23 protein-coding genes are annotated in these 23561 nt (G+C 67.1%); 9 read left to right on the top strand and 14 right to left on the bottom strand.

The window, feature by feature from the left end; all coding sequences use genetic code 11:
• Window positions 1-22: 22 nt before the first annotated feature.
• From nagA to BM009_RS01775, 6 genes are all read right to left on the bottom strand, one after another.
• A complete protein-coding gene (gene nagA / locus BM009_RS01800; RefSeq protein WP_093293168.1) occupies window positions 23-1156 on the bottom strand; it encodes an N-acetylglucosamine-6-phosphate deacetylase in 1134 nt (377 codons plus the stop codon).
• The gene (locus BM009_RS01795; protein ID WP_093293166.1) at window positions 1153-2202 is read right to left on the bottom strand and encodes an SIS domain-containing protein; all 1050 of its coding nucleotides are present in this window, start codon (window positions 2200-2202) and stop codon (window positions 1153-1155) included. Before BM009_RS01795 ends, nagA begins: the two co-directional genes overlap by 4 nt.
• 68 nt (window positions 2203-2270) lie before the next feature.
• Window positions 2271-3005, bottom strand: coding sequence for a copper homeostasis protein CutC (locus BM009_RS01790; RefSeq protein ID WP_093293164.1), 735 nt, complete (start codon window positions 3003-3005; stop codon window positions 2271-2273).
• 45 nt (window positions 3006-3050) lie between these two features.
• Window positions 3051-3965, bottom strand: a complete 915-nt coding sequence (locus tag BM009_RS01785) for a hypothetical protein (protein ID WP_254772107.1) — start codon at window positions 3963-3965, stop codon at window positions 3051-3053.
• The gene (locus BM009_RS01780; RefSeq protein WP_093293162.1) at window positions 3908-4255 is read right to left on the bottom strand and encodes an MmcQ/YjbR family DNA-binding protein; all 348 of its coding nucleotides are present in this window, start codon (window positions 4253-4255) and stop codon (window positions 3908-3910) included. Before BM009_RS01780 ends, BM009_RS01785 begins: the two co-directional genes overlap by 58 nt.
• Window positions 4248-5567, bottom strand: a complete 1320-nt coding sequence (locus BM009_RS01775) for a replication-associated recombination protein A (RefSeq protein WP_093293160.1) — start codon at window positions 5565-5567, stop codon at window positions 4248-4250. The genes BM009_RS01780 and BM009_RS01775 overlap by 8 nt, the downstream gene beginning before the upstream one ends.
• Before the next feature lie 256 nt (window positions 5568-5823).
• Here BM009_RS01775 and ubiM point away from each other — a divergent pair, with 256 nt between their 5' ends.
• The 3 genes from ubiM to BM009_RS01760 all read left to right on the top strand — a co-directional run bounded on the left by ubiM (window position 5824) and on the right by BM009_RS01760 (window position 8198).
• A complete protein-coding gene (gene ubiM / locus BM009_RS01770; protein ID WP_093293158.1) occupies window positions 5824-6996 on the top strand; it encodes a 5-demethoxyubiquinol-8 5-hydroxylase UbiM in 1173 nt (390 codons plus the stop codon).
• A 200-nt stretch (window positions 6997-7196) separates the two neighbouring features.
• Entirely contained in the window at window positions 7197-7802 is a 606-nt protein-coding gene (locus BM009_RS01765) for a PadR family transcriptional regulator (RefSeq protein ID WP_093294564.1), read from the top strand.
• 72 nt (window positions 7803-7874) lie between these two features.
• On the top strand, window positions 7875-8198 hold the full coding sequence (locus BM009_RS01760) for a DUF2218 domain-containing protein (RefSeq protein ID WP_093293156.1): 324 nt from the start codon (window positions 7875-7877) through the stop codon (window positions 8196-8198).
• A gap of 61 nt (window positions 8199-8259) precedes the next feature.
• On the opposite strand, the gene BM009_RS01755 is transcribed toward BM009_RS01760, so the two are convergent.
• Both BM009_RS01755 and BM009_RS01750 read right to left on the bottom strand, forming a co-directional pair.
• Window positions 8260-10776 (bottom strand): TonB-dependent receptor domain-containing protein, encoded by a 2517-nt coding sequence (locus BM009_RS01755; RefSeq protein ID WP_093293154.1) that lies wholly within the window; start codon window positions 10774-10776, stop codon window positions 8260-8262.
• Between the two features lie 201 nt (window positions 10777-10977).
• Window positions 10978-12129 carry a glycosyltransferase family 4 protein gene (locus tag BM009_RS01750; RefSeq protein ID WP_093293153.1) on the bottom strand — a complete coding sequence of 384 codons (1152 nt, stop codon included), beginning with the start codon at window positions 12127-12129 and terminating at the stop codon, window positions 10978-10980.
• Between the two features lie 95 nt (window positions 12130-12224).
• Here BM009_RS01750 and BM009_RS01745 point away from each other — a divergent pair, with 95 nt between their 5' ends.
• Window positions 12225-12443, top strand: coding sequence for a hypervirulence associated TUDOR domain-containing protein (locus tag BM009_RS01745; RefSeq protein ID WP_093293151.1), 219 nt, complete (start codon window positions 12225-12227; stop codon window positions 12441-12443).
• Between the two features lie 299 nt (window positions 12444-12742).
• Here the strand turns inward: BM009_RS01745 and BM009_RS01740 are convergent, their stop codons facing one another.
• Window positions 12743-14248 (bottom strand): S10 family peptidase, encoded by a 1506-nt coding sequence (locus BM009_RS01740; protein ID WP_093293149.1) that lies wholly within the window; start codon window positions 14246-14248, stop codon window positions 12743-12745.
• A 73-nt stretch (window positions 14249-14321) separates the two neighbouring features.
• Window positions 14322-14822 (bottom strand): GNAT family N-acetyltransferase, encoded by a 501-nt coding sequence (locus BM009_RS01735; RefSeq protein ID WP_093293148.1) that lies wholly within the window; start codon window positions 14820-14822, stop codon window positions 14322-14324.
• Between the two features lie 281 nt (window positions 14823-15103).
• Here BM009_RS01735 and BM009_RS01730 point away from each other — a divergent pair, with 281 nt between their 5' ends.
• Both BM009_RS01730 and BM009_RS01725 read left to right on the top strand, forming a co-directional pair.
• Window positions 15104-15727, top strand: coding sequence for a CAP domain-containing protein (locus BM009_RS01730; protein WP_254772106.1), 624 nt, complete (start codon window positions 15104-15106; stop codon window positions 15725-15727).
• Window positions 15728-15958: 231 nt separating this feature from the next.
• Entirely contained in the window at window positions 15959-16786 is an 828-nt protein-coding gene (locus BM009_RS01725) for a hypothetical protein (protein WP_093293146.1), read from the top strand.
• Window positions 16787-16852: 66 nt separating this feature from the next.
• On the opposite strand, the gene BM009_RS01720 is transcribed toward BM009_RS01725, so the two are convergent.
• The 4 genes from BM009_RS01720 to radA form a co-directional block, all read right to left on the bottom strand.
• Complete coding sequence (locus BM009_RS01720; protein WP_093293144.1) at window positions 16853-17188, bottom strand: hypothetical protein; 336 nt, start codon at window positions 17186-17188, stop codon at window positions 16853-16855.
• Between the two features lie 262 nt (window positions 17189-17450).
• The gene (locus BM009_RS01715) at window positions 17451-18074 is read right to left on the bottom strand and encodes a L,D-transpeptidase family protein (RefSeq protein ID WP_093293142.1); all 624 of its coding nucleotides are present in this window, start codon (window positions 18072-18074) and stop codon (window positions 17451-17453) included.
• A complete protein-coding gene (locus tag BM009_RS22465; protein ID WP_175487837.1) occupies window positions 18074-18616 on the bottom strand; it encodes a hypothetical protein in 543 nt (180 codons plus the stop codon). The genes BM009_RS01715 and BM009_RS22465 overlap by 1 nt, the downstream gene beginning before the upstream one ends.
• Before the next feature lie 421 nt (window positions 18617-19037).
• Entirely contained in the window at window positions 19038-20417 is a 1380-nt protein-coding gene (radA, locus tag BM009_RS01705) for a DNA repair protein RadA (protein WP_093293138.1), read from the bottom strand.
• A gap of 104 nt (window positions 20418-20521) precedes the next feature.
• Between radA and BM009_RS01700 the strand changes: the two genes are divergently transcribed.
• The 3 genes from BM009_RS01700 to BM009_RS01690 all read left to right on the top strand — a co-directional run bounded on the left by BM009_RS01700 (window position 20522) and on the right by BM009_RS01690 (window position 23549).
• Window positions 20522-21100 carry a CvpA family protein gene (locus tag BM009_RS01700; RefSeq protein ID WP_093293136.1) on the top strand — a complete coding sequence of 193 codons (579 nt, stop codon included), beginning with the start codon at window positions 20522-20524 and terminating at the stop codon, window positions 21098-21100.
• Window positions 21101-21333: 233 nt separating this feature from the next.
• Window positions 21334-21768, top strand: coding sequence for an iron-sulfur cluster assembly scaffold protein (locus BM009_RS01695; RefSeq protein ID WP_093293134.1), 435 nt, complete (start codon window positions 21334-21336; stop codon window positions 21766-21768).
• Window positions 21768-23549, top strand: a complete 1782-nt coding sequence (locus BM009_RS01690) for a cation:proton antiporter domain-containing protein (protein WP_093293132.1) — start codon at window positions 21768-21770, stop codon at window positions 23547-23549. The genes BM009_RS01695 and BM009_RS01690 overlap by 1 nt, the downstream gene beginning before the upstream one ends.
• Window positions 23550-23561 lie beyond the last annotated feature (12 nt).

Raw genomic sequence — 23561 nt, 5'->3', positions numbered from 1 at the left:
CTCAGGGCGGGTCTCCGTGCGATCAGGGGAAGCGGGTTGCGCCGATCCAGCACCCGGCGGGCTGGAAGTCGCGGGTCATTTGTACCCAGTCGGCGCGCAGCCCGGGGGCAAGCGCACCGCGTTCGTGCGACAGGCCGAGGAACGCTGCGGGGCTGGCGGCGGCCATCATCGCGGCGTCCTCGGGCGAGGTGCCGACGTGGGTGACCATGTGGCGGAACGCGCCGGTCATATCGAGCGCCGAGCCCGCCAGCGTGCCGTCGACGCCGAGCAGCCGCCCGCCCTCTACGCGGATATGCTGGCCGTGCAGATCGAACGAGGTCATGTCCGATCCTACGTTGGGCATGGCATCGGTGACCAGCAGGAAGCGGTCGTGCGGCCGGGCCGCCAGCGCGATGCGCAGTGCCGCGTCATGCACGTGGAAGCCGTCCGGAATGATCCCGCAATAGGCGGTCTGGTTCTCCAGCGATGCGCCGACGACGCCGGGTGCACGGTGGAGCAGCGGCGACATCGCGTTGAAGAGGTGGGTCACGCCCGTCATGCCGGCCTCGAAGGCGGCGACCGCGGTCTCGTACGTCGCGTCGCTATGACCGATCGCCAGCAGCACGCCGGTATCGGCGAGGCAACGGACATCGGCGAGGTCGACCATCTCGGGCGCCAGCGTCACCAGCACCTTGCCGCGGCGCGGGCGGCCGAGCAGCTCGACCATGGCAGCGTCCAGCCCGCGGAACTTGTCCGCGTCGTGGATGCCCTTGCGCGCCTTGTTGAGGATCGGGCCTTCGATGTGCACGCCCACCACGCCGGGCACACCCGCCTCGATCGCGGCATCGGTGGCGTCGAGCGCCCTGGCGATCACCTCGGGTACGTCGCTGATCAGCGTCGGCAGGAAGCCGGTGGTGCCGAACTTGGCATGCGCCGCGCCGATCGCGGCGATGCCCTCCACCGTCGGCGCGTCGTTGAACAGCACGCCGCCGCCGCCATTGACCTGGACGTCGATGAAGCCGGGGACGATCCAGCCGCCGTCGAGGTCGATCGTGTCGGTGCCGCTGCCCTCGGCGGCAATCGAGACGATGCGGCCCTGGTCGACCTGGATCACCGCTTCGGGCAGCGTGCCGGCGGCGGTGACGATCTGGCCGTTGACGAAGCGAAAACTGCTCATCGAGTCTCGGTCACCTTGCGGAGATACAGCGGGGCGTCGGGGTTGTTGCCGCGCGCCAGCGAGAGCGCGTTGACCATCGGATAGAAGCTCTGGACCATCAGCAGCGGCTCCAGCGCAGGGTGGCCGGCAAGCACCGGCAGCGGTGAGGCGTCGCCGGCCTTGGCATCGGCCAGGCAGACGCGCGCACCGCGATCGGCGAATTCGGCGCATGCTTCGCGGACGCTGTCGCCGGCGGTGTCGGACGTGCCGAAGGCGAGCACCGGGAAGCCGTCGCCGACGATCGCCATCGGGCCGTGGCGCACTTCCGCGGCGCTGAATGCCTCGGCGTGCAGGCTGCAGGTTTCCTTGAACTTGAGCGCGGCTTCCTGCGCGACGGCGAAGCTGTAGCCGCGGCCGATCACGAACAGGTTGGTCGCGTTGCGCAGCGTGTCCACGACTGGTGACCAGTCGAAATCGCGTGCCTTTTCCAGCTGTTCGGGCAGGGCGGTGAGCGCGGTGGCGAGCGCCTCGTCCTGCGCCCATTCGGCGACCAGCGCGGCGAAGGCGGCGAGCGCGGTGATGTAGGACTTGGTCGCGGCAACCGAGCGTTCCGGGCCTGCCTTGAGGCCGATCGTGGTGTCGGCCATCTCCGCGAGCGGCGATTCCTCGTCGTTGACGAAGGCGACGACGCGGGCGCCGGCCTGCTGGTACGCCTTGACGGTGGCGAGCAGATCCGGGCTGCGGCCGCTCTGCGACACCGCGATGCACAGCGCGCGGGCGGTGGAGACGGGCGCCTCGAACACCGACGCGACCGAGGGTGCCGCGGAGGCGACCGGCACGCCGAGCATCGTCTCGATCAGATATTTGCCATAGGTGGCGGAGTGATCCGACGAACCGCGCGCGCAGGTAACGACCAGAGCCGGCGGATCGGCGCGCAGCTCGCGGGCCAGCGCGGCGAGCGCCGGGCCATTGGCGTCGAGCAGGCGGCGGACCGCGGCACCGGCCTCGGCAGCTTCGGACGCCATCAGCGTCTGACCACCTGCGGGCTTTTCGATTTCAGCGATCATCGTCCCCCATTGCCTCCACTGGCTATGACGAAACCAGGGATAAGTTACATATTGGTATTGTTCAAGCGCTAGCTTCGTGCGTCGAGCAAATTACGCAGGGCGGAAACTTTCGCGGGGTCCGTGGCGAGGCGCGGGCCGGCCTGGAAACCGAAGGCGATTTCGCGGGTATCGGCGCTGCTTTGCGGGCTGCGGCAGGAGGCGTGCACCTCGCGCACACCCGTTTCCAGGATTGGCGGCAGCGTCGTGGCGTCTATCCCGCTACCGGCCAATATGGTGATTCGGTCGCCCGCAGCCTGTACCAGCGCGGCGATTGTCTCGCGTCCGTCAATTGCCTTGGGGGTGCAGCCCGAGGTGAGGATGCGATCGAAGCCGAGCGTGATCGCCGTTTCCAGCGCCGCGAGCGGATCGGGGCAGAGATCGAAGGCGCGGTGCAGCGTCAGCGACAGGCTGGTAGCGGCTTTTCGCGCAACCGCTACCCAGGCCGCGAGCATTTCCGCATCGAGCTGCCGATCGGCACGGCTGGCGCCGATCACCACGCCGGCTAACCCTGCGTCGGCGGCGGTACGAATGTCGGCGGCGACTAGCGCGCCTTCGGCAGCGGTGTAGACGAAGTTGCCGTCGCGGGGACGGGCGAGCAGGTGCACCGGGATCGGCGTCGCCGCCGCCGCCGCGATCAGCGACTCAGGCGGGGTGAGGCCGCCGACAGCCAGCGCGGCGCACAGCTCGATTCGGTCCGCGCCGCCGGCAACCGCAGCGTCGATTCCGGCGACATCTTCCACGCAGACTTCGAGCAAGCGACGCATAAGGTATTCGGCCTCGGGTCTAAGGTTCTAGAAAAGTCCTATTCCTCAGAGCACGCCGAACGTCCAGCCCTCGGTGCGGGCAAGTTCGGGCGTCAGGCCCGCGGGATTCCACAGGCCCGGCTGCCCGGCGGCCACCCGTAGCCACGCGGCGCTGAGGATTGCGTCGGTGGCGTGGTCGTCATAGCGGGGCAGCGGCACATGCGGCGCCGATCCGAAGGCGGCGAGCATCGTATCGAGCGTCTCCGCGTCACGGATCTTCGAGATGCCCTTGCGCATCCCCGCGAGTCTCGCGGCGAGCGAGGTGTAGATTTCCACCAGCACCGGGCCGGTCTCGGGCAGCGGATCGAACGGCCAGAGCCCAACGCGGCCGCGCAGGCGGTGGAGGACGCGCATGCCGGTCAGGCTCGATTTGCCGACCTGGCTCGCTCCGACCAGGTTGAAGCAGCTGTAGGGTGACAGCGCCATCGCCTCTTGCCCGACCTCGCAAACCCGGAACCGGCCGCGCCCGCCTGGGAAGAGGTCGCCGCAATCGCCCATCTGGCGGAAGTGCCGCCGTGCCTCTTCATGCTGGACGAAGCTGGTGGCGGCGAGGTGCGGGTCGGGTGCGGACAGGCGATCGACCAGCGCCCAGAGCGCCGGCCCATCTGCGGGACTCTCTGCCCAGCCCGGGAAATAGGCGCCCGTGTCGGCAAAGGGGAAGGCGGGGGAGAGATCGAGCCCTACAAGCGCGCGGGTGCCGGCGTTCGCAAGCTCCTCCAGAAATGCCAGAATATCCGCACGCGACCAGGGGCGGTCGATCAGCACCGGCGCGGCGTCGCCTAGGCGGGCATGCGCGACGGCAAGCCCCTTGGGCCGCTCGACGGCCTGGCCGGACCAGTCGATCGCGATGAAATCGGTGAAGGTCAGGGGCGCGTTTCCATGCCGGCGGCGAGGCGCTGGGCTTTCTTGGCGCGATCCCACCAGGCGCGCTGGATGTAGAGTTCGATCCGCTCGCGCGCCGGGGTGCCGTAGCGGACCAGCAGCATCGGGAAGTTGCGATAATGGTCGGTCTGCCAGAAGGTCTCCGGATCGGTCTCGAGCAGCAGCGGCTTCTCGTCCTGGCGGATCATCATTCCGAAGCTGCCGGGCTCGCGACCGGGCGACATCAGCCCCTTGCCGTTGATCTTGGGGCAGGGCGTGTTCCACCAGCTGCCGATCTCGACGTCGGGCAGCGTCAGGGCGAAAGCACAGGCGTCGTCCCAATCATCCATCGCGACGTTTTTCCCGCATCTCCGCCCACCAGGCCAGGCGCTCCGAAACCCGCTTCTCGTGCCCGCGATCGGTGGGGGTGTAGAAGGTCTGCGGCTCCATTTCGGCCGGCCAGTAATTGTCGCCCGAGAAGCCGCCCTCGGCGTCATGGTCGTAGGTATAGCCGGTGCCATAGCCGATCTGCTTCATCAGCTTGGTCGGCGCGTTGAGAATGTTCTGCGGCGGCATCAGCGAGCCGGTTTCCTTCGCCACCTTCCATGCTGCCTTCTGCGCCTTGTACGCGGCGTTCGATTTGGGCGCTGTCGCCAGGTAGAGACATGCCTGGACGATAGCCAGTTCGCCCTCGGGCGAGCCGAGAAAGTCGTAGGTGTCCTTGGCCGCCATGCACTGCACCAGCGCGTTGGGATCGGCCATGCCGATATCCTCCACCGCCATGCGGACCAGCCGGCGGAGCAGGTAGAGCGGCTCCTCGCCGGCGGTGAGCATGCGCGCCAGATAATAGAGCGCCGCCTGCGGATCGGAGCCGCGCACCGACTTATGCAGCGCCGAGATCAGGTTGTAATGGCCCTCGCGGTCCTTGTCGTAGACCGCGACCCGGCGCTGCAGGAAACCGGAGAGCGCGGCAGGATCGAGCGGTTCCTCGAACTGGACGGAGAACAGCGTCTCGGCCTGGTTGAGCAGGAAGCGGCCGTCGCCATCCGCGCTGGCGACCAAGGCGTCGCGCGCCTCGGGCGTGAGGGGGAGGGGGCGTTCCTCCAGCGCCTCGGCACGGTCGAGCAGCTGGGTGAGGGCCGCGTGGTCGAGACGGTGCAGGATCAGCACCTGCGCGCGGCTGAGCAATGCGGCGTTGAGCTCGAAAGACGGATTCTCGGTGGTCGCCCCCACCAGCGTGACGGTGCCGTCCTCCACGTAGGGAAGGAAGCCGTCCTGCTGGGCGCGGTTGAAGCGGTGGATCTCGTCCACGAACAGCAAGGTGCGCTTGCCGATCCGGGCATGGTCGCGCGCCTCGGCGAACACCTTCTTGAGGTCCGCGACGCCCGAGAACACCGCCGAGATCGCGACGAAGCGCAGACCTACCGCATCGGCGAGCAGCCGCGACATGGTGGTCTTGCCGGTGCCGGGCGGCCCCCAGAAGATGATCGAGCTGAGCTTGCCCGCCGCGACCATCCGCCCGATCGCGCCCTGCGGGCCGGTGAGATGCTCCTGCCCGACCACTTCGTCGAGCTTCTGCGGGCGCAGGCGGTCGGCGAGCGGGCCGCCGGCGGGGGTGGAGTCGGCGGCGGGTTGTTCGTGGGTCGCAAAAAGGTCGGCCATTGCGGCCAAGATAGGCGGCTGTGGTGCATTTTGCATCCCGGAGGTTGATCGGGCGCAAGGTCCGGGCGGCAGCCTGCGGCCAAACACCCTTTGTCCCGGCGCATGGGGCGCACTGCGCGTGCCACCTGCGCTCCCCTTCCGCTTGCGGGAGGGGGCGGGGGAGGGGATGACGTCATGGCATCGCCGGGCACGTTCAGCCCCTCCCCTAGCCCCTCCCGCAAGCGGAAGGGGGACATGAGCAAGAGGAGGATCGGGCATGGACTGCGACGTCGTCATCGTCGGGGGAGGGCCGGCGGGCCTCGCCTTCGCGCGTTCGCTGGAAGACAGCGGGCTCAGCATCGTATTGCTCGAACGCGCGCCGCTGGAGGCGCTGGCGAGCCCGCGCTTCGACGGGCGCGAAATCGCGCTCACCCATGGCTCGAAGCGGATCCTCGAAGCGCTCGGCGCCTGGGGGCGGCTGCCGGCCGACGAGATCGCGCCGATGCACGCGGCCAAGGTGCTGAACGGCGACTCGCCCTTCGCGCTCAACTTCACCGCGGGGGGCGGGGCGGACGACCAGCTCGGCTATCTGGTGCCCAACCACCGCATCCGCGCCGCGCTGTACGATGCGGTGAAGCACCAGCCTGGGCTGAAGCTGGTCACCGGCGCCGAGGTGGTCCATGCTCGTTCTGGCGCCACCGGCCCGCGTGCGGAAGTGCTGCTCTCCTCGGGCGAGGTGGTGCGGGCGCGGCTGTTGGTGGTGGCCGACTCGCGGCTTTCCAAGACGCGCGCGGCGCTGGGGATCGATACCGACATCAACCCGCTCGGCCGCTCGATGTTGGTGGTGCGGGTGCGCCACGAGCTGCCACACGGCGCGACCGCGCTCGAATGGTTCGACCATCGCCAGACGCTGGCGCTGCTGCCGCTGGGCGGCAACAGGGCCGGCGCGGTGTTGACTCTGCCCGAGGAGGCGGCGCGGCGGGTGGCGGCGTTCGACGATGCCGCGCTCGGCCGCGACCTTACCCGCCGCTTCCGCCAGCGGCTGGGGCGGATGGAGGTGGTGAGCGATCGCAACGTCTATCCGCTGGTCACCACCTGGGCACATCAGTTCGTGACCGGCCGCGCGGCGCTGATCGGCGACGCGGCGGTGGGGATGCACCCGGTGACGGCGCATGGCTTCAACCTGGGGCTGAGCGGGCAGGCGCTGCTCGCGGCCGAGGTGCGGGACGCGGTGCGGCGGGGCATGGACCCAGCGCTGCCCGCCGTGCTGCGCCGCTTCGAGAACGGCCACCGCGCCGCATGCAAGCCGCTCTATACGGGCACCAACCTGCTGGTGCGGCTGTTCACCGACGAGCGGCTGCCCGCGCGTGCGATGCGCCATGCGGTGCTGCGGCTGGGGGCGGGGCTGCCCTTCGTGCGCCCGACGGTGCGGGCTATGCTGACGCATTGACGAAATTCCTTAGCCCCTCCCCTTCAGGGGAGGGGTTGGGGTGGGGCAGTGTCTCGCAGAGACCAACCAAGGTTCTGGAATCCCTCCACCCCAACCCCTCCTCCGAGGAGGAGGGGCTAAAGTTGCCCCAAAGCCTCTTGCACAATCTCTTTCAAGATATATCTTGTGCGCATCAAGACTCGCACAGGATGCAAAACACCATGTTTTTCCACTTCGGCCGTCACGGCCATCATCACCATCATCCTCGCCATGGCGGACCGCGTGGACGCGGCGGCTGGGGCGCGGGCTTTCCCTTCGGCGTGGAGGTTGAATTCGCCATGGGCGAGCGCGGCAGGGGCGGGCGTGGCCGGCGCATGTTCGGCGGCGACGAGCTCCGCCTCATCCTGCTCAAGCTGATCGAGGAGGCGCCGCGCCACGGCTATGACCTGATCCGCGAGATCGAGGCGCGCTCCAACGGCGCCTATGCGCCGAGCCCGGGCGTCGTATACCCGACGCTGACCATGCTCGACGACATGGACCTGATCGCCGAGCACAAGAGCGAGGGCGCCAAGAAGCAGTTCGCCATCACCGAGGCCGGCACCGCGCATCTCGCGGAGAATGCCGACGAGGTCGCCGCGCTGTTCCAGCGGCTCGCGGATCTGGGCGAGCGTCATGCCCGCACCAGCGGCGGCCCGGTGCGCCGGGCGATGCACAACCTCAAGACCGTGCTCGCCGCCAGCGTGTTCGACGAGGAGGTCGATCCCGAGCGCCTGCACGCGATCGCCGAGATCCTCGACGAAGCCGCGCGCAAGATCGAGCGGCTGTAGGCAACGATGCCCCGGATCGAGGTGTTACGCCGTCGTCTGGGGCTCGTCCCCGCCGCGGCCAAGGAGAGCAGAATGACGATTGCCCCGTTCACCAGCCACGCCCTGGTGCCTACCGAACATGCCAGCCGCTATCTCCAGCAGCTGTGCAAGCACTGGCAGCACAACCTGCAGGTGACCTTCACGCCCGAGAACGGCACCGTGATCTTCCCCAAGGACGCGCGCGGCGCCAATCATCCGGGCGATGCGGCGGTGACGTTCGACGTAGCGGAGACCGGGCTGGAGGTGCGCATCGACGCGACGTCCACCGAGCAGCTGGAAGGGCTTAAGGGCGCCGTCGCCCGGCATCTCGACCGCTTCGCGTTCCGCGAGGGCGAGCTGACGTTCGACTGGCAGTGAGCCACGAAAAAGGGGGCGGGAACCGCGTGGTTCCCGCCCCCTTTTGTCTTGGCCGTACGGATCAGAAGCTGAAGCGAACCGATGCGGTGACGGTGCGGCCGGTCAGCGTCTGCGCGGTGGCGACACCCGAGGCGGGGACCGCCGCCGAGTTGACCGAGACGAAGGCGAGCTTGTCGAACACGTTGTAGACGTTGAGGCCGATCTGCACGCCGTTCACCGGGCGGACCTGCACGAACGGGCTGACGATGGCATAGCCCGGCTGCTTGAGCAGGTTGCCGTCCTGCGCGAAGCTGCTGGTGGTGCCGATCACGTTGGTGCCGATGGTGAAGCGCTTCACCTCGAACTGCGGGGTCGCCTGGAAGATCAGGTCCGGCTGGTGGCGCGGCGTGTTGCCGACCAGCGTCTTGTCCGCCTTGTCCGCATCGATCTTGGCCTTGGTGTAGGTGGCGCCGAGGCGCAGGCTGAGCGGTCCATGCTCGAACAGGCCTTCGAGCTCGACACCCTTGGCGCTGTAGTCGCGATCGATCTGCAGCACCACGGTCTGGCCGGTCGCGTCGGCGCCGATCTGCAGGTTCTTGTCGGTGGTCGAAGCCCAGAAGCCGGTGGCGAACAACGTCACGCCGTCCTTGCGAAACTTGACGCCCGCTTCGGCCTGCTTGACCGGGCCAAAGGCCATTGCCGGATCGGTCAGCTCGCCCGAATTCGGATTTACCGCGGGCGAGAAGAACAGGCGCTCGGCGCTGGCGCGGGCACCGCGGCTGTAGCGGGCGAACACCGACAGCGGCTCGGCGATGCGATAGTTCACGCCGACCGAGTAGGAAGCGTATTTGTAGCTATAGTCCGCCAGGCCCGGCTGCGACAGCGGCAGCACCGCCACGCTGCGTTCGGGCAGCGAGATCGCGCCGTCGCGGTTCATGTCGACCGGCGCCACGCCGACGCGGCCGCCGCCGAGATCGGCGCCGTACAGCGTGCCGCTGACCTTGCCGAAATCATAGCGCAGGCTGCCGCCGACCGAGAGCGCGCCAATCTGGTAGTTCACCGAGCCATAAGGCGCGAAGACGCGATATTGCAGGTCGTATCGCCGGCGATAGCCCGCGCCGCCGCGGATGCCGTAGTTCAGCACGCCGCCCTGGGTCACCGGCACGCCGCCGGCGGTCAGCACATCGACATAGGCCGAATTGCCGCCCGAGGCGATGTCGAACACGTCGTTCAGCAGGTCCAGATTCTGCGCCATCGCCTGCGACGACGCATAGAAACCGGCGGTGGTGGTCAGCTTGCCGTCACCGACGCCCCACACGCGGCTGCCGCGGAAATCATTGGTGAAGTTGTCGAGCTTCTCCAGGTCCGAATGGATCTCCAGCCCGTACATCAGCAAACCGTTGCCGTTCAGCGTCGCGGGATTGGCGATCGTCTTGCCGGCGTTCGGGCCGGTGGCATAGCGCAGCGTCGCGCCAGGGCCGGCAAAGGCCGGTGCGAGCGCGGCGGCGGGCAGCAGCGCCATCGAGCTGCTCTCGTTATAGGTGCCCGAGATCGCGGCGTAGCGCATGCGATCGCTGAACGTCCAACCCGCGACATCGAACTGCGCCTCCAGCCCGATCGAGGCGACCTTGCTGCGATCGCCCTCGCGGAGATCCAGATTCTGGACGTTGTTGTTGCCGTCTAGCGCGAGGATCGAGGTCTTGTAGCGCGAATAGAGCGTGTCCTTGCGCGGATCGAAGCCCGGGATCGTGCTGTAGCTGGGATCGGCATTGGTGCCGCGCACCGCCACCGGCACCATCGCGTAATTGGGCTCGCGGTCGTCGAGATACTTGCCGTACAGGCGGATATAGCCGTTGCCGAACGTCTTGGTGACGTTCATCTTGATCTGGCCGCCCTTGAACGCGTCATAGCCGGTCGCGCGCGGGCCTTCGCCCTGGCGGTAGAACCCGCCGACGTTGAAGCGCACCGTCTTGCTCAGATGGCCGCCATAATCGAAGTCGACGCGGCCGAGTTCATGGTCGATGCCCGACGAAAGCTGCAGCGTGCCGCCGTCTTCCTCGCCGGTCTTGGAGATGAAGTTGACCAGGCCGCCCGGCGAGTTCGACGCGAAGGTCGATGCCGATCCGCCGCGGATCGCCTGGACCTGCGACAGGCTCAGGTCGGTGCGCAGGAACGCGGTCGTCGAGGCGAAGTGGATGTCGCCGAATTCCAGGACGGGCAGGCCGTCTTCCTGGATCTGCAGGAACTTGGAGCCATCCGCCGCCATCGGCAGACCGCGGATCGTCACGGCGGTCAAGCCGTCGGTGCCGGCGGTTTCCGCGCGGATGCCCGGCATGTTGCCCAGCACTTCGGCGATCGAGCGGGTGCCGATCTTCTGGATCTGCTCCTCGTCGATCGAGCTCGCCGAAATGGCCGAATCGAGCAGGTCGCGACCCTTGGCGACGCCGGTGGTGAAGGCCTGCTTCTGCGGCTTGGCCTCGACCGAGTCGCTCTTGTGTGCAGCGGCCGCGTCGGCGCCGGCAGCAGCCTGCTGGGCATGCGCGGGAAGAGCGATCGCCGCGGCGGACAGCGCCAGCGCCAAACGGAAACGAGTATTCATTGCAACCCCATTTGTCTCAATTGTTTCTAGGGTTGAACTGTGCCAGGGCGCGTTAAAGCATTGAAACTCGTGTCATAAGGACATGTACGTGTGCGGAGCCAAAATTATGGCAACGTTTGCGCTAACATGTGCTCGTATGCATCGGAGATGTTACGGAAACATGGCTGCGGCAGGTCGCGCAATGAGCCGTGTGCTTGCTGCTCACCGTCCGCGGCGCGCGAGAATCTCGAAATAGCTGTCAAGCACCGCGTGATTCACGCGGTCCCACACATAGGCCTGCGCCTTTTCGTGCCCGGCCGCACCGGCGGCGGCGGCGAGCGCCGGATCCTCGATCAGTCCGGCGATGGCGCCGGCATAGGCATCGACGTCGCGCGGCGGCACCAGGAAGCCGTTGACGCCTTCCTCTACCAGGTCGATCGCACCCGTCGCGCGTGCGGCGACGATCGGCACGCCGCAGGCCATCGCTTCCGAGGTGACGTTGCCGAAGGTCTCGGTGACCGAGGGATTGAACAGCACGTCCATCGAGGCGACCGCACGGGCGAGATCGTCGCCGCGCTGGAAGCCGGTGAACACCGCCTCCGGCACCTGATCGGCGAACCATTGCCGCGCCGGGCCCTCGCCGATCACCAGCACCTTGTGCGGCACGCCGCGCTCGGTCAGCCGGTTGCAGACCTGCGCGAAGATATCGAGGCCCTTCTCCAGCACCAGCCGGCCCAGAAAGCCGACGGCGAACTCCTCGTCGCCGATACCGAGTGCGCGGCGCCAGGCGAGGTCGCGGCGCGCCGGGTTGAACCGATCGTGATCCACCCCGCGCGACCAGATGCGGATCGGCGTGGTCACGCCCCAGCCGCGGATGAGGTCGGCGGTGGAGTTTCCGGGTGTCACCACCTGGTCGACACGGTTGTAGAACCGGGTCAGCAGCTTGATGATCACGGGCGCCATGAAGCCCAGATGGTAATAGGCCGGGTAGGTCTCGAAGCGCGTGTGGAGCGAGGCGAGCGTCGCGATGTCGTGCTTGCGCGCCCAGCGCACCGCGCCGTGGCAGAGGAATTCGGGCGCCGAGACATGCACCATGTTGGGCGCGAAGGCTTCCAGATCGGCGCGGATGCTCTTGGGCAGGCCGGTGGCGAACTTGTACTCCGCGCGACCGCCCGGCACCGGCCAGGCGGGTACGCTCACCAGCTCGCCGGTCGGCTTGAACGCAGGGGTGTCGGTGGTCGGCGAATAGATTCGGACCCTCACGCCCTGGTCCAGCAGATAGCCGACGAGCTTGTTGAGCGCCTGGTTCGCGCCGTCGCGAACGTAATTGTAATTGCCGCTGAACAGCGCGACGCGAAGATCGGAGGGTTGCATTTGGCTTCGGGCCTTATCCGCCTGTTGCGGGACGGGCAAGCGGACGACTTGTCCCATGCGAGGAACGTGAGGCCCGCTCGCGCGATTAGCCTCGCATGAGCAAGCATTTCGCGAAGGGCGCCGCGGTGCGCTGGAACTGGGGTGGTCACCAGGCGCACGGCAAGGTGGCCGAGCGCTTCGAGCGGCGCGTGCAGCGCACGATCAAGGGCGAGAAGATCGTGCGCAACGGGACCAAGGACAATCCGGCCTATCTGGTCGAGCAGGAAGATGGAGGCCGGGCGCTCAAGCTGGAGAGCGAGCTGGACGCGGGGTGAGGCGCTGAAGCCGGTCTTCTTCATGGGCTGGGCAATCGCACATGCCCAGAATAGGACGTCATCCCCGCGAAGGCGGGGATCCATAGGCGCTGATGCTGAGGTTCTTTCCCCAGGCGCTCAGGGCAATGGATTCCCGCTTTCGCGGGAATGACGACGGTTTTTTGAAGCCGTAGACCTTGGCTATCCTATGCGATAGCCGTCCCTGCAGGGTGGGACTGTGTCTCACCGAGACCAACTTATGGTCTTGAATCCCTCCACCCCAACCCCTCCTCCAAGGAGGAGGGGCTTAAATGTCGGCGTCACCGCGTATACAGCACCCGCGCATCGGCCTTGAACGCCTCCGCGCTCGCCTTGCGCGAATAGAACATGTGCCCGCCGGGATAGACCCCCAGCTTCACCCGCTGCTCCACGCCGAAGCGCGGCATCTGGTCGATGATCAGCCGCGATCCGAAATAGGGGCAGGACAGGTCGTTATAGCCATGGACGATCAGCACCCCCATCTTCGGGTCGTTCGCCACCGCCTTGCGCAGATCGCTCACCGGCGCGTCGTCGGGCGTGCCGCGGTCCCAGGCCGAATTCACCGAGAAGGACAGCGCATTGTAGCGTGCGCTGGTCTTCCAACCCACTTCGCGGGTGATGAAGTCGACCATCGCGCTGGTGGTCGGCGCGATGATGCCTTCCAGGATCGGGTCGCCCGACTTGCGCTCGGCGGCATTGGGGAAGGGGTCGAAGGCATCGACATTCGAATCGTACACGCTGCCGATCTTGCCGTCGTCGCGGTGGACTTCGCGCAGATAGGTGCCCTCGTCGATGCGCCCATCGAGTCGACGGACCAGCTTCGGGTCGAGGCCGGTCAGCTCGGTCACCTTGTCGCTCAGCCGTGCGGTCGCCTGCGGGTCGGAGCGGCCGGCGAGCAGGTCGGTGGCGAAGCCGCCGCGGGTATAGGCTTCCACGCCCGCCATCGCCTGCGGCGTGAGCTTGCCCGCGCGCTCGAGATGCCCTGCCGCCATCGAGGGCAGGGTGATCATCCACGGCAACGGCGACAGCGCATCCGATCCCGCGGTCGCGGCCGGATCGAGATAGGGCGAGACCATCACGATGCCGTTGATGCCGACGCCCAGCTGGGTCTGCAGTTCATAGGCGATGCGCGGCGCGCGATAGCCGCCATAGCTTTCGCCCATCACGAACTTGGGCGAGCGCAGCCGTTCGTTCTTGACCAGCCAGTCATAGACGATGCGCGACAGGTACTTGATGTCCGGCTCGTTGGCGTAGAACGCCTTCTTGGTCGCGTCTTCGTCGACCAGGCTGCGGCTGAAGCCGGTGCCGATGGGGTCGATGAACACCAGGTCGGTCATGTCGAGCCAGCTGGCCGGATTGTCGACGAGCAGCGGGGCATCGGACGGCGCATCGCCCTTGTCGCCGAACTGGACACGCTTGGGACCCACCGCGCCGAGGTTGAGATAGACTGACGACGCGCCGGGGCCGCCATTGAACGCGAAGGTCACCGGCCGCTGCGCGCCGCCGCCGGGCACGACATAGGCGGTGTAGACCACCTCGCCGATCTTCTTCCCCTTGGCGTCATAGACCGGCAGCTTGCCCACGGTCGCCTGATAGCGGATCGGCTTGCCGCCGATCACCGCGGTCTGCGCGATCGTCTTGTCGTCGGGCAGCGGCGGCAGGTCGGTCTTGCCGGCCTTGTCGTCGCTCTTTTCGGCGGCGGCGTCGGCCTTCTTGTCCTGCGCTTGTGCCTGCGGGGCGAGGAGCAGGGCGGCGACAGATGCGGCGATCAGGGTACTGTGGCGCAAGAAAAGGGTCCCCCCGGAGATGGTTGATAGTCCAGCCTAGCGGCGCCCTCGCGCCGAATCCATGGGTCTGGCCCTACAAAGCGCGCCACATCCACTGCGCCGCCGGGCCGTACTGCGCCACCTTGGCGGCGAGGGCGGCGGAGGGGCTGCCGGACTCGAAACCCAGCCGACGCCAATAGTCCGCGGCGCCGTCGATCGCGATCAGTTCGGCACGGGTGAGGCCCACGGCAACCGCGTCCCTGAAGGCCGCCTCGACCAGCAGGCGACCGATGCCGGTCCCGCGGGCTGCCGCCGACACGGCGAGGTCGTGCAGGTACAGCGTGTCGCCGTGCGTCGTGGGATCGAGCACCGCGCCCACCGACGGCGGCGATTCGCGCGTCCAGCCATGCGCCAGCAGATAGGCGAGCAGGATGCCCCCGTGCTCGGCCGCCAGGTTGAACGGCGTGGCAACATGGAGTCGGCTGGCAAAGGCGGGCTCAGGTTCGACGAGGAAGGCGGGATAAGCCTGTGCCTGCAGGGCAAGCGCCTGGGGAAGGTGGCGGGGCTGCAGCGGGGTGAGGATCGGAGCCGGCATGTGACAGGCTGTGCCATCGTGGATCCGGCTGGGCCAGTGCGGCGGCGATTTACGCGACTTTTCGGGGATCGGTGAAATACCGTAACGATCTTCCTACTTACCCGTAAACGGGCGAGAATCTATAGTTAACGAGCGCTTATCCTTACCCGATAACTATAGTGCTGAACCAGATATTTCCACCATCTGCGACAGAAGAACTGCACTTGTTCGGCTGACAACAGCCGGTTGGTGCGGAGCCTGTTGTGTCTTCTGTGCGTTTGCTTTGTTGCGGTATCTTGTCTGTGGCTGGATTGCTGCTGTGCGCGGCAAATGATTCGCCGAGCCTTGAAGACCAGGTGCTCGATCGGATCAACCATCTCCGCGAGAATCCTGCCGCCTATGCCGACCGCCTTCGTCAGCTGCGACCGCATTTTCGCGGCAACACCCTGTACCTGCCGGATCGGCCGCGCGGGCTGGTCACGCGCGAAGGCGTCGACGCCGTCGAAGAGGCGATCGCCTTCCTCGAACTCCAGGCGCCGCTGCCACCGCTGAGCCGGGCGGAGTTGCTGGGCCTCGCGGCGCGGGACCATGCCGTGATGCAGGGCGCGCTCGGCACCCGCGGCCATTTTTCGCCCGACGGCGCTTCGCCCGGCGACCGGGTGCAGCGCCGCGGCGGCGGCCGGCTGGTGGGGGAGGACATCTCCTATGGCTATGCCGATGCCGACGAAGTGGTGCGGCAGCTCGTGATCGACGATGGCGTGCCGGATCGCGGCCACCGCGAGCTGCTGTTCAACCGCGAGCTGCGCTATGCCGGGGTCGGCTGCGGCAGCCACAGCGCCTATGGGCATATGTGCGTGATCGACGTGAGCCGCACCCGCAACGGCATGTCGGTCTACGCCACGCTGGCGCAGAACGAGGGGCGGTAAGCGCGGCGCTGGAGCGACAGCGGTGGCGCGCGGCCCGCAGCGTCCGGTCAGGCGCGCGCAGGGTGCGCCGGGTCGCAGGGGCCCAAGGCGCCGTTCAGCGTTGCAGGTTGCCGACGCAGGACGCGGCATGCGGTCGGTTCGCAAGCAGCGGCGCGATCATGTGCCAAGCGAATTTCGTCCGGACAGCTGCGAGATGGGCGTCGGATTTGTCGCAGCACCGGAAGACACGGCGTGATCGGGCTGATTTTTGGCTGCGCTGCGATGGGAAGGGGAGGTGATGTGGACGTTCGGTTTATCGGTCGCGATGACGACAATCTCACGCAAGGCCTCTGTAGCGAATATGAAATTCGCGACGTGCAGAACTTTGTCGAATTGATCGAGGCTCGGCGGAAGTTCATCCGGGAGAATCCCGATGCCTGGCCTCTGCTTTCGCTCGATGAACCGTGGCAGGCTAGCTACACCTCCATGCACACGGAGATGAGCCTGGATCTGGAAGACAAGAACTCCGTAATTCGAAGCGGGGAGTATGAAGAGGGGTTCGACATCGAGGAATATTGGACGAGGTTCACGGCGAAAGAGCGGCTGTCTTTTCGCATGCGGAGCCTCGATCGGCTTGCTGATGGCACAGGCTTTGAGGATGCCTGCGGTTTTGGCCTTGGGATCGACGATAGCGCTCTGGACAAATGGTGTGGGTTCCAGCGCGATCCGCTGACCCTGCTCGAAAAGGTTGTCTTCGCTGTCCTCGTACCCGCGAGCAGCGGCGAAGCGGCTTTTGCTGCGTTCCCCAACGGCTATTTTTCGTGCGACCTCAGCCCGCCGCTCAATCTGGCAGTCATCCGGCATTTCCATACGGCGCACGGCTATGATCTGATTGGCATGGGCGCGTTGTATCTGGGCTTTTGGCGAGAAACGCTGCCCGACGAAACGGCAGCGGCCATAATCGCCGACGATTTCAGATTGCTATACAATGTTGGTGACGCGGCGTGGGGTGCGATGCGGCCGCGCGTTATCGAAGCGATCGCCGGGCGCTCGCATCTTTGGCTGCGATACTCGGAATAGACGTTCGGGCTTCCTTGCGTTGACGATTGCCGTCGGTCTTTGTCGGACGCAGGCGGGCGCCGGGCATCAGCGCAATATCGGCTTCGCGCTCGGCATCTTCCTGACAGCGCGGGGAGCGTCCGGAAGCCCGTTCGGCTGCACGAAGGTGTCGCTGTAGAACAGATAGTCGGACCAGGCCGGCTGGGTGCTAAAGAAGGCGATGCCACCGGTGATCGGCTGCTCTTCTTCTTTGATCCGGGAGGCGGCGAGAAGGCGCTCGAGCAACGCGATCAGCTTGGTCCTTGCCGCCAATTGCCTCCGCCGGTCGCAGTGCCTGTAGCGCAAGGTGACGCTGTCCTTCAGCGTCGGTCGAGAGATGCAGCGCCATTTGTTTTTGGCGCCCCGGCAGGTCGAGAATTGCATGTCGACAAATTCATGGTGACCGACGTCATGGACGGAGCACGCCGTGATCTCGTTGCTACGACTGCGACAGGCGAAGCGAGCGCGGCCATGGACGTGATGGAAGGCGCTTTGTCGATGCACGGACGTTGCGTGATCCTTCCACGGCCGGAAGCGCTTTTCTAATCGGGCAGTCGATTTGATCTGGGGTACCCCACCGCTGCACGTCGGGCACGAGCCCGACGCGCGTCGCGATTGCGTTCCTCCTCGACCGTACAGGCCGCGATCAGCGCACCACGGTTACCAGGTCGCCGCGCTTGACCACGCCGAACAGTCGCTGTGCGAAATCCTGCGGCACGCCGATGCAGCCATGCGTCGCCAGCCCCTGGCGGACGTTGCTGCCGTGGATCGCGACGCCGTCGCTGGTCAGCCACAGCGTGTAGGGCATCATCGCGTCATAGGTATTCGAGCGATGGTTCTTCTCCATCCCCCGGATCGGGAAGTTGCCGATCGGCGTCGGCGTCTCGTCCTGGCCGTAGAGGATCACGCTGGTGGCAATCTCGTCCTCACCGCGAAACACCGAGAGGATCTGGCGTGTCAGGTCGATGCGCAGCCAGATCCTCCCCGGGGGAACGCCATGATCGTTCCAGGCAAACTCGCCGAACTGCATGTGATCCGGCACCCGCAGCAGGCTGCGGATCACCCGCGTGCTGCCGTCCCCAATCCGCAACTGCTGCTGGTCCCCATCGGAGAACCGAATGCGCTCGGTATTCAAGGCCGGGATCATGCGGCCCGCTGGGCTATCCTGCTTGACGTACCGCGGGACGAACGCCTTGGCGGCCAGCGTGACGAGCAACAGCGAAGCCGCGCCCAGCGAGATCCAGATACCGAGCTTCGATCGACCGCGCATCAGGCCTTGGCTTCGATCCGGTTTCGCCGCCGCATCTCGGCACCGATCAGTCCGAACGCGGTAACCAGCATCAGCCACTCCGCCGGTTCCGGAACCGGGGAAGAGGGGGTCGGCGTGGGCGTCGGCGGCGGTGGCGGCGGCGGCGTGGGAGTTGGCGTCGGCGTGGGGGCCGGCGTCGGCGTCGGCGTCGGGGCCGGCGTCGGAGTCGGAGTGGGCGACGGCGTCGGCGTTTGGATGCCGAGCGGCGGCGCGCCACCGGGACCGCCAAAGCCGCTGGGCGGAAGCGAATTGCCCGTGAAGCTTGCCGGGCCCGGTGCGGTCCCGACATCGGCGAACGGCGACAGCGAGTCGAAGCTCGAGGGCAGGCCCGCCAGATCAATCGGCGCGTCTGACGGTAGCGGCAGCGATGCCGGGATTGGCGCCTGATCGGCAGAGAGGTCGAACGCCTTGGGAGTCGCTACGCCGTTCTTGGCCAGCGAGTCGGGCGTCATCCCTTCACGCGGGCCCTTCGCGACTCGACTATACTTCCGCTTGCCCTTCACACTGTGGGCGCCCGCTTCGCGTACGCCAGGCGAGCGTGCCGACAGGACCGAAAGCGCTTTCGAGGCATCTTGCACTGCGGCAGCAACCACGGGCACCGCGATCCCGGCGGAGGTCGCCGAAAGAAGCGAAATGGTGGCTGCGGAAGCGCTTAGCCTGCGAAGCGCACGTGATCCGAAGGTTTCCTTCCCTGTCTTCAAGTTACTGCTCCCACCCCCTGTTGCTCGCATTTGCGAAGAGCCCCCTTAACTCTTTTGCAAACGCGGCAAATATTAACGACAATGAACCAAGTAGCAGCTAAATAGTTCCTTCGAGCCATGACGGCAACACCATAACGAGCTGCCGCATCCCCGATCTGTTCCCAGCTGTATCAAAACGGCCATGCCTGCACCAGCATAATTACGCATTTATGCAGATATGGAGCTATTTACCCAAGAGCTGATCGACCAAGCTATTGAGATTCCTGTAATCCGATACACGCAATGGCAAGGGTTCACCAGCTTTTGTGTGCGGTGCCGCAGGGGCCAGCGCGCGCTCGAACCCCAATTTGGCGGATTCGCGCATCCGAAGCGCCGCATGGGCAACCGGACGGATCTCGCCCGACAGCGCGATCTCGCCGAACACCACGGCGTCGGCGGGAATCGGGCGCTCGGACAGTGCCGACACCAATGCCGCCGCTACTGCCAGATCGGCCGCAGGATCCTGAACGCGGTAGCCGCCGGCGATGTTGAGATAGACTTCGCACGCCGAGAAGCTGAGCCCGCAGCGCGCCTCCAGCACCGCCAGCACCATCGAGAGGCGCGGCGAGTCCCAGCCCACCACCGATCGCCGCGGCGTGGCGCCCGAGGCCAGCCGCACGGTGAGCGCCTGTACCTCGACCAGCACCGGCCGCGTTCCCTCCAGCGCGGGGAAGACGACGGTGCCGGTGACGTTCTCGTCGCGCTGGGTAAGGAACAGCGAAGAGGGGTTGGCGACTTCGGCCAGCCCCTCGGTCTGCATCGAGAAGACCCCGATCTCGTCGGTGCCGCCGAAACGGTTCTTCACCGCACGCAGGATGCGGTAGAGGTGGCTGCGCTCGCCCTCGAAGGCCAGCACGGTGTCGACCATGTGCTCCAGCACGCGCGGGCCGGCGATCGAGCCGTCCTTGGTGACATGGCCCACCATCACCAGCGCGGTGCCGCGCTCCTTGGCGAAGCGGATCAGTTCCTGCGCGCTGGCACGGACCTGGCTGACGGTGCCGGGCGCGCCTTCGATCAGGTCCGAATGCATCGTCTGGATCGAATCGATGATCAGCAGGTCGGGCGGGGTGGCCATGCTCAGCGTCGTCAGGATGTCGCGCACCGACGTCGCGGCGGCGAGCTGCACCGGGGACTGGCCGAGCCCCAGTCGCCGCGCGCGCAGCCGCACCTGGTCGGCCGCTTCCTCGCCCGAGACATAGGCGACCGAGAGCCCACGGCTGGCGATCTTGGCGGCCGCCTGGAGCAGCAGCGTCGACTTGCCGATGCCCGGATCGCCGCCGATCAGCGTGGCGGAGCCCTCGACGAAGCCGCCGCCCAGCGCGCGATCGAATTCGGCGATGCCGCTCGGCATCCGCTCCGGCAGCGTCACTTCGGCGTCGAGCCCCGAGAGCAGGATCATTCGCCCGCCCGATTGCAGGTGATGCTTGGCCTGGAACGGCGTGGCGGGGCCGGAGGCTTCCTCGACCAGCGTGTTCCATTCCGCGCAATCGGCACATTGCCCCGCCCATTTCGAGGTCACCGAGCCGCAGGCCTGGCACACATAGCGCTTCTGGAGTTTTGCCATGGCGGTGCTGTAGCGCGACGGAAACGAAAAGGGAACGGGGCGCGCGGCGCCCGCACCCGCACGCAGCCTCTTTTCCCGGTGCGGGAGGCTGCTATGGAGCGGGCATGACCGGGCTCGACATCGTCACGCTTCTCATCATTGCAGGCGCGGCCATTCTCGGCTTCCTGCGCGGCTTCACCACGGAGGTGCTTGCCTTCCTCGCCTGGATCCTCGTCGTGGTGGCAGTGAAGTTCTTCCATGCCGGTTTTACCGCATTGCTCGCGCCGATGATCGGCACCGCGGGCGGGGCGGCGGTGCTGGCGTTCGCGCTGCTCGCCGGGATCAGCTATTTCGGCGGGCGACTGATCGCCAACACGCTGGGCGGTCAGATGCGCAACTCGGTGCTCGGGCCGATCGACCGCGCACTGGGCGTCGGCTTCGGTGTCGCCAAGGGGCTGATCCTGGTCAGCATGGGCTTTTTGGTGCTGATGCTGGTGCTCGACACGTTCGAAGGCGGGCGGGCGCATCGGCCGAAATGGATCACCAGGTCCGTTACCTATCCGCTGCTCGACACCACCAGCGCGGCGATCGGCGATTTCGTCGACCGTCGCCGCAAGGGCGAGCCGGTGTTCGGCGGGGACAATGCGAGCACGGGGGCAGAGGGTAGCGACGAGGTCCGGCCGCGCAAGCGCAAGGTGGATTGACCTACTATCCTCCCCTGCAAGGGGAGGTGGCAGGCCGAAGGCCTGACGGAGGGGTGTCCCCGTTGCAGCGGCAGGGCTCTATCGAAGCGGTGACACCCCTCCGGCGCTGCGCGCCACCTCCCCTGCAAGGGAGGATCGAGTCTGGCGACATGCGTGCGCCGCCCGTGCAACCCATACGATAGGCGGGCAATTGGCGCTCGCAACTGCGGGACGGCTATCCTAGATCAAAGGGCATGAACGCCCCGCTCTACAATATGGAAATCCTGCGCCTCGCGGCCGCGATCCCGCACCATGAACGGCTGGAACGGCCCGGCGGCACGTCCGAGAAACGTTCGCCGGTGTGCGGCAGCCGGGTCACCGTCGACATCGCCGTCGATGAAGCCGGCAAGGTGGCGGAGGTCGGCATGCTGGTCCGCGCTTGTGCGCTGGGCCAGGCCTCGGCGGCGCTGATGGGGGAGGCGGTGCTCGGCCGCACGCCCGCCGAACTCTCTACTGCGCGCGACCAACTCACTGCCTGGCTCGCCGGGGAACGCGATGCGCTCCCCGACTGGCCCGGCATGGAACTGTTCGTCCCCGCGCTGCCGCACCGCGGCCGCCACGCCTCGATCCGGCTCGCCTTCGAGGCCGCGGCCGAGGCGGCGGCACAGGCGGCGGAGGCCCGGGTCTGATGGAGCATGCTTCGGACGGCTCGGTGCTCGCGGATGCGGTGCCGATGCTGGGCTTCGCGCTGTTCTTCGTGCTGCTGTTCCGGCGGCTCGGACTCGGTGCGACGCTTGGCTTCCTCGTTGCCGGCGCGCTGGTGGGGCCGCATGTGCTGCGGCTGGTCGGTGACGCCGAGGGCAAGATGGGCATCGCCGAGCTCGGCATCGCGCTCCTGCTGTTTCTCGTCGGGCTCGAACTGAGCCCGACGCGTCTGTGGCGCATGCGGCGCGACATCTTCGGTCTCGGCTTCCTGCAGGTTGCCCTGTGCGGCATCGCGATCGCGGCGATCGTGTGGGCGGTGACGGGCTCCACGCTGGCGGCGGCGCTGTCGCTGGGCCTGCCGATGGGGCTGTCGTCGACCGCGCAGGTGCTGCCGCTGCTGCAATCCGCCGGTCGCCTTCGCACCCCCTTCGGCGAGCGCGCCTTCGCGATCCTGCTGTTCCAGGACCTGTCGATCGTGCCGCTGATCACGATCGTCGCGGCATTGTCGCGCAACCCGGCCGACCAGGGCGGGCCGCCGGGGTGGCTGCTCGGGCTCTACACCGTCGGCGCGATCGTCGGGCTGGTGGTGGCGGGACGCTTCCTGCTGCGCCCGCTGTTCCGGCTGATCGGCAATCTCGACGAGCGCGAGATGTTCGTCTTCGCCGGGCTGCTGACCGTGATCGCCAGCGCCGCAGTAATGGAGGCGCTGGGCCTCTCCGCCGCGCTCGGCGCATTCATCGCGGGCGTGATGCTCGCGGACTCGCCCTTCCGCCACGAGATCGAGGCCGATGTCGAGCCGTTTCGCGCGATCCTGCTCGGGCTGTTCTTCGTCGCGGTGGGCATGACGCTCGACCTCCACGCCATCGCCGAGCGGCCCTTCTTCGTCGCGGGCATGGCGCTGGCGCTGATCGCCGCCAAGGCCGCGCTGATCATGGGACTCGCGCTCCTGTTCGGGATGAAGCCGCGCGGCGCGTTCGCGCTGGGCGTGCTGCTGTCCCAGGGTGGTGAGTTCGGCTTCGTGCTGTTCGCCCAGGCGCAGAAGGCGCTCCTGATCGAACCGCAGGCTGCCAGCGTGTTCAGCGCGATCGTCACGCTCTCGATGGCGACCACGCCGTTCCTGATGATGGCCACCAGGCGGCTGCGTGCGGAGCCGGTCAAGGCTGGTGCGACGCCCGATGGGCCGCGCCAGGAAGGCGCCAATGCCGTGGTCGTCGGCTATGGCCGCTTCGGCCAGACGGTAGCGCAGATGCTGATCGCGCAAGGAATTCCCGTGACGATCATCGACCGCGACGTGGAGATGATCGAGACCGCCGGCAGCTTCGGCATGAAGGTCTATTATGGCGACGGCACCCGCATCGATCTGCTTCGTCAGGCCGGCGCAGCGGAGGCCGAGCTGATCCTGTTCTGCCAGGACGGCGACGCGATGGACACCGAGGTGGTGGAGGGCGTGCATGCCGCCTTCCCGAATGCGAGCATCTTCGTGCGCGCCTATGATCGCCGCAGCGTGATAAAGCTCAAGGGTGCGCCGTTGGCCGGGATCGTGCGCGAGGTGCTGGAGAGCGCGATCGTGATGGCGCGGCGCGCGATGGACGCCGTCGGCGTCGACGGTGCCGAGATCGACCGGACCGAGGCCGAATATCGCCGGACCGATATCGCTCGGCTGAAGGCGCAGAAGGAAACCGGCGACCTCTATGCCGGGCGTGACGGCCTGTTCAGCCAGGGGGCGGCCGCAGCCGCGGCGGGGCAGGATCGCGGCGATGGTTGATCGGGGAGCGGG

The sequence above is a fragment of the Sphingomonas sp. NFR04 genome (genome assembly GCF_900114095.1).
In the GTDB taxonomy this organism is placed as follows: Bacteria; Pseudomonadota; Alphaproteobacteria; order Sphingomonadales; family Sphingomonadaceae; genus Sphingomonas.
The sequence above is the reverse complement of the archived record's forward strand: the minus strand, read 5'-3'. Positions and strand labels throughout refer to the sequence as shown.

Excerpts from the sequence above, each read along its gene's own strand:
- nagA (WP_093293168.1), bottom strand. The coding sequence starts at position 1,156 with ATGAGCAGTTTTCGCTTCGTCAACGGCCAGATCGTCACCGCCGCCGGC.
- BM009_RS01795 (WP_093293166.1), bottom strand. The coding sequence starts at position 2,202 with ATGATCGCTGAAATCGAAAAGCCCGCAGGTGGTCAGACGCTGATGGCG.
- BM009_RS01790 (WP_093293164.1), bottom strand. The coding sequence starts at position 3,005 with ATGCGTCGCTTGCTCGAAGTCTGCGTGGAAGATGTCGCCGGAATCGAC.
- BM009_RS01780 (WP_093293162.1), bottom strand. The coding sequence starts at position 4,255 with ATGGATGATTGGGACGACGCCTGTGCTTTCGCCCTGACGCTGCCCGAC.
- BM009_RS01775 (WP_093293160.1), bottom strand. The coding sequence starts at position 5,567 with ATGGCCGACCTTTTTGCGACCCACGAACAACCCGCCGCCGACTCCACC.
- ubiM (WP_093293158.1), top strand. The coding sequence starts at position 5,824 with ATGGACTGCGACGTCGTCATCGTCGGGGGAGGGCCGGCGGGCCTCGCC.
- BM009_RS01765 (WP_093294564.1), top strand. The coding sequence starts at position 7,197 with ATGTTTTTCCACTTCGGCCGTCACGGCCATCATCACCATCATCCTCGC.
- BM009_RS01760 (WP_093293156.1), top strand. The coding sequence starts at position 7,875 with ATGACGATTGCCCCGTTCACCAGCCACGCCCTGGTGCCTACCGAACAT.
- BM009_RS01755 (WP_093293154.1), bottom strand. The coding sequence starts at position 10,776 with ATGAATACTCGTTTCCGTTTGGCGCTGGCGCTGTCCGCCGCGGCGATC.
- BM009_RS01750 (WP_093293153.1), bottom strand. The coding sequence starts at position 12,129 with ATGCAACCCTCCGATCTTCGCGTCGCGCTGTTCAGCGGCAATTACAAT.
- BM009_RS01745 (WP_093293151.1), top strand. The coding sequence starts at position 12,225 with ATGAGCAAGCATTTCGCGAAGGGCGCCGCGGTGCGCTGGAACTGGGGT.
- BM009_RS01735 (WP_093293148.1), bottom strand. The coding sequence starts at position 14,822 with ATGCCGGCTCCGATCCTCACCCCGCTGCAGCCCCGCCACCTTCCCCAG.
- BM009_RS01720 (WP_093293144.1), bottom strand. The coding sequence starts at position 17,188 with ATGCAATTCTCGACCTGCCGGGGCGCCAAAAACAAATGGCGCTGCATC.
- BM009_RS01715 (WP_093293142.1), bottom strand. The coding sequence starts at position 18,074 with ATGCGCGGTCGATCGAAGCTCGGTATCTGGATCTCGCTGGGCGCGGCT.
- radA (WP_093293138.1), bottom strand. The coding sequence starts at position 20,417 with ATGGCAAAACTCCAGAAGCGCTATGTGTGCCAGGCCTGCGGCTCGGTG.
- BM009_RS01700 (WP_093293136.1), top strand. The coding sequence starts at position 20,522 with ATGACCGGGCTCGACATCGTCACGCTTCTCATCATTGCAGGCGCGGCC.
- BM009_RS01695 (WP_093293134.1), top strand. The coding sequence starts at position 21,334 with ATGAACGCCCCGCTCTACAATATGGAAATCCTGCGCCTCGCGGCCGCG.
- BM009_RS01690 (WP_093293132.1), top strand. The coding sequence starts at position 21,768 with ATGGAGCATGCTTCGGACGGCTCGGTGCTCGCGGATGCGGTGCCGATG.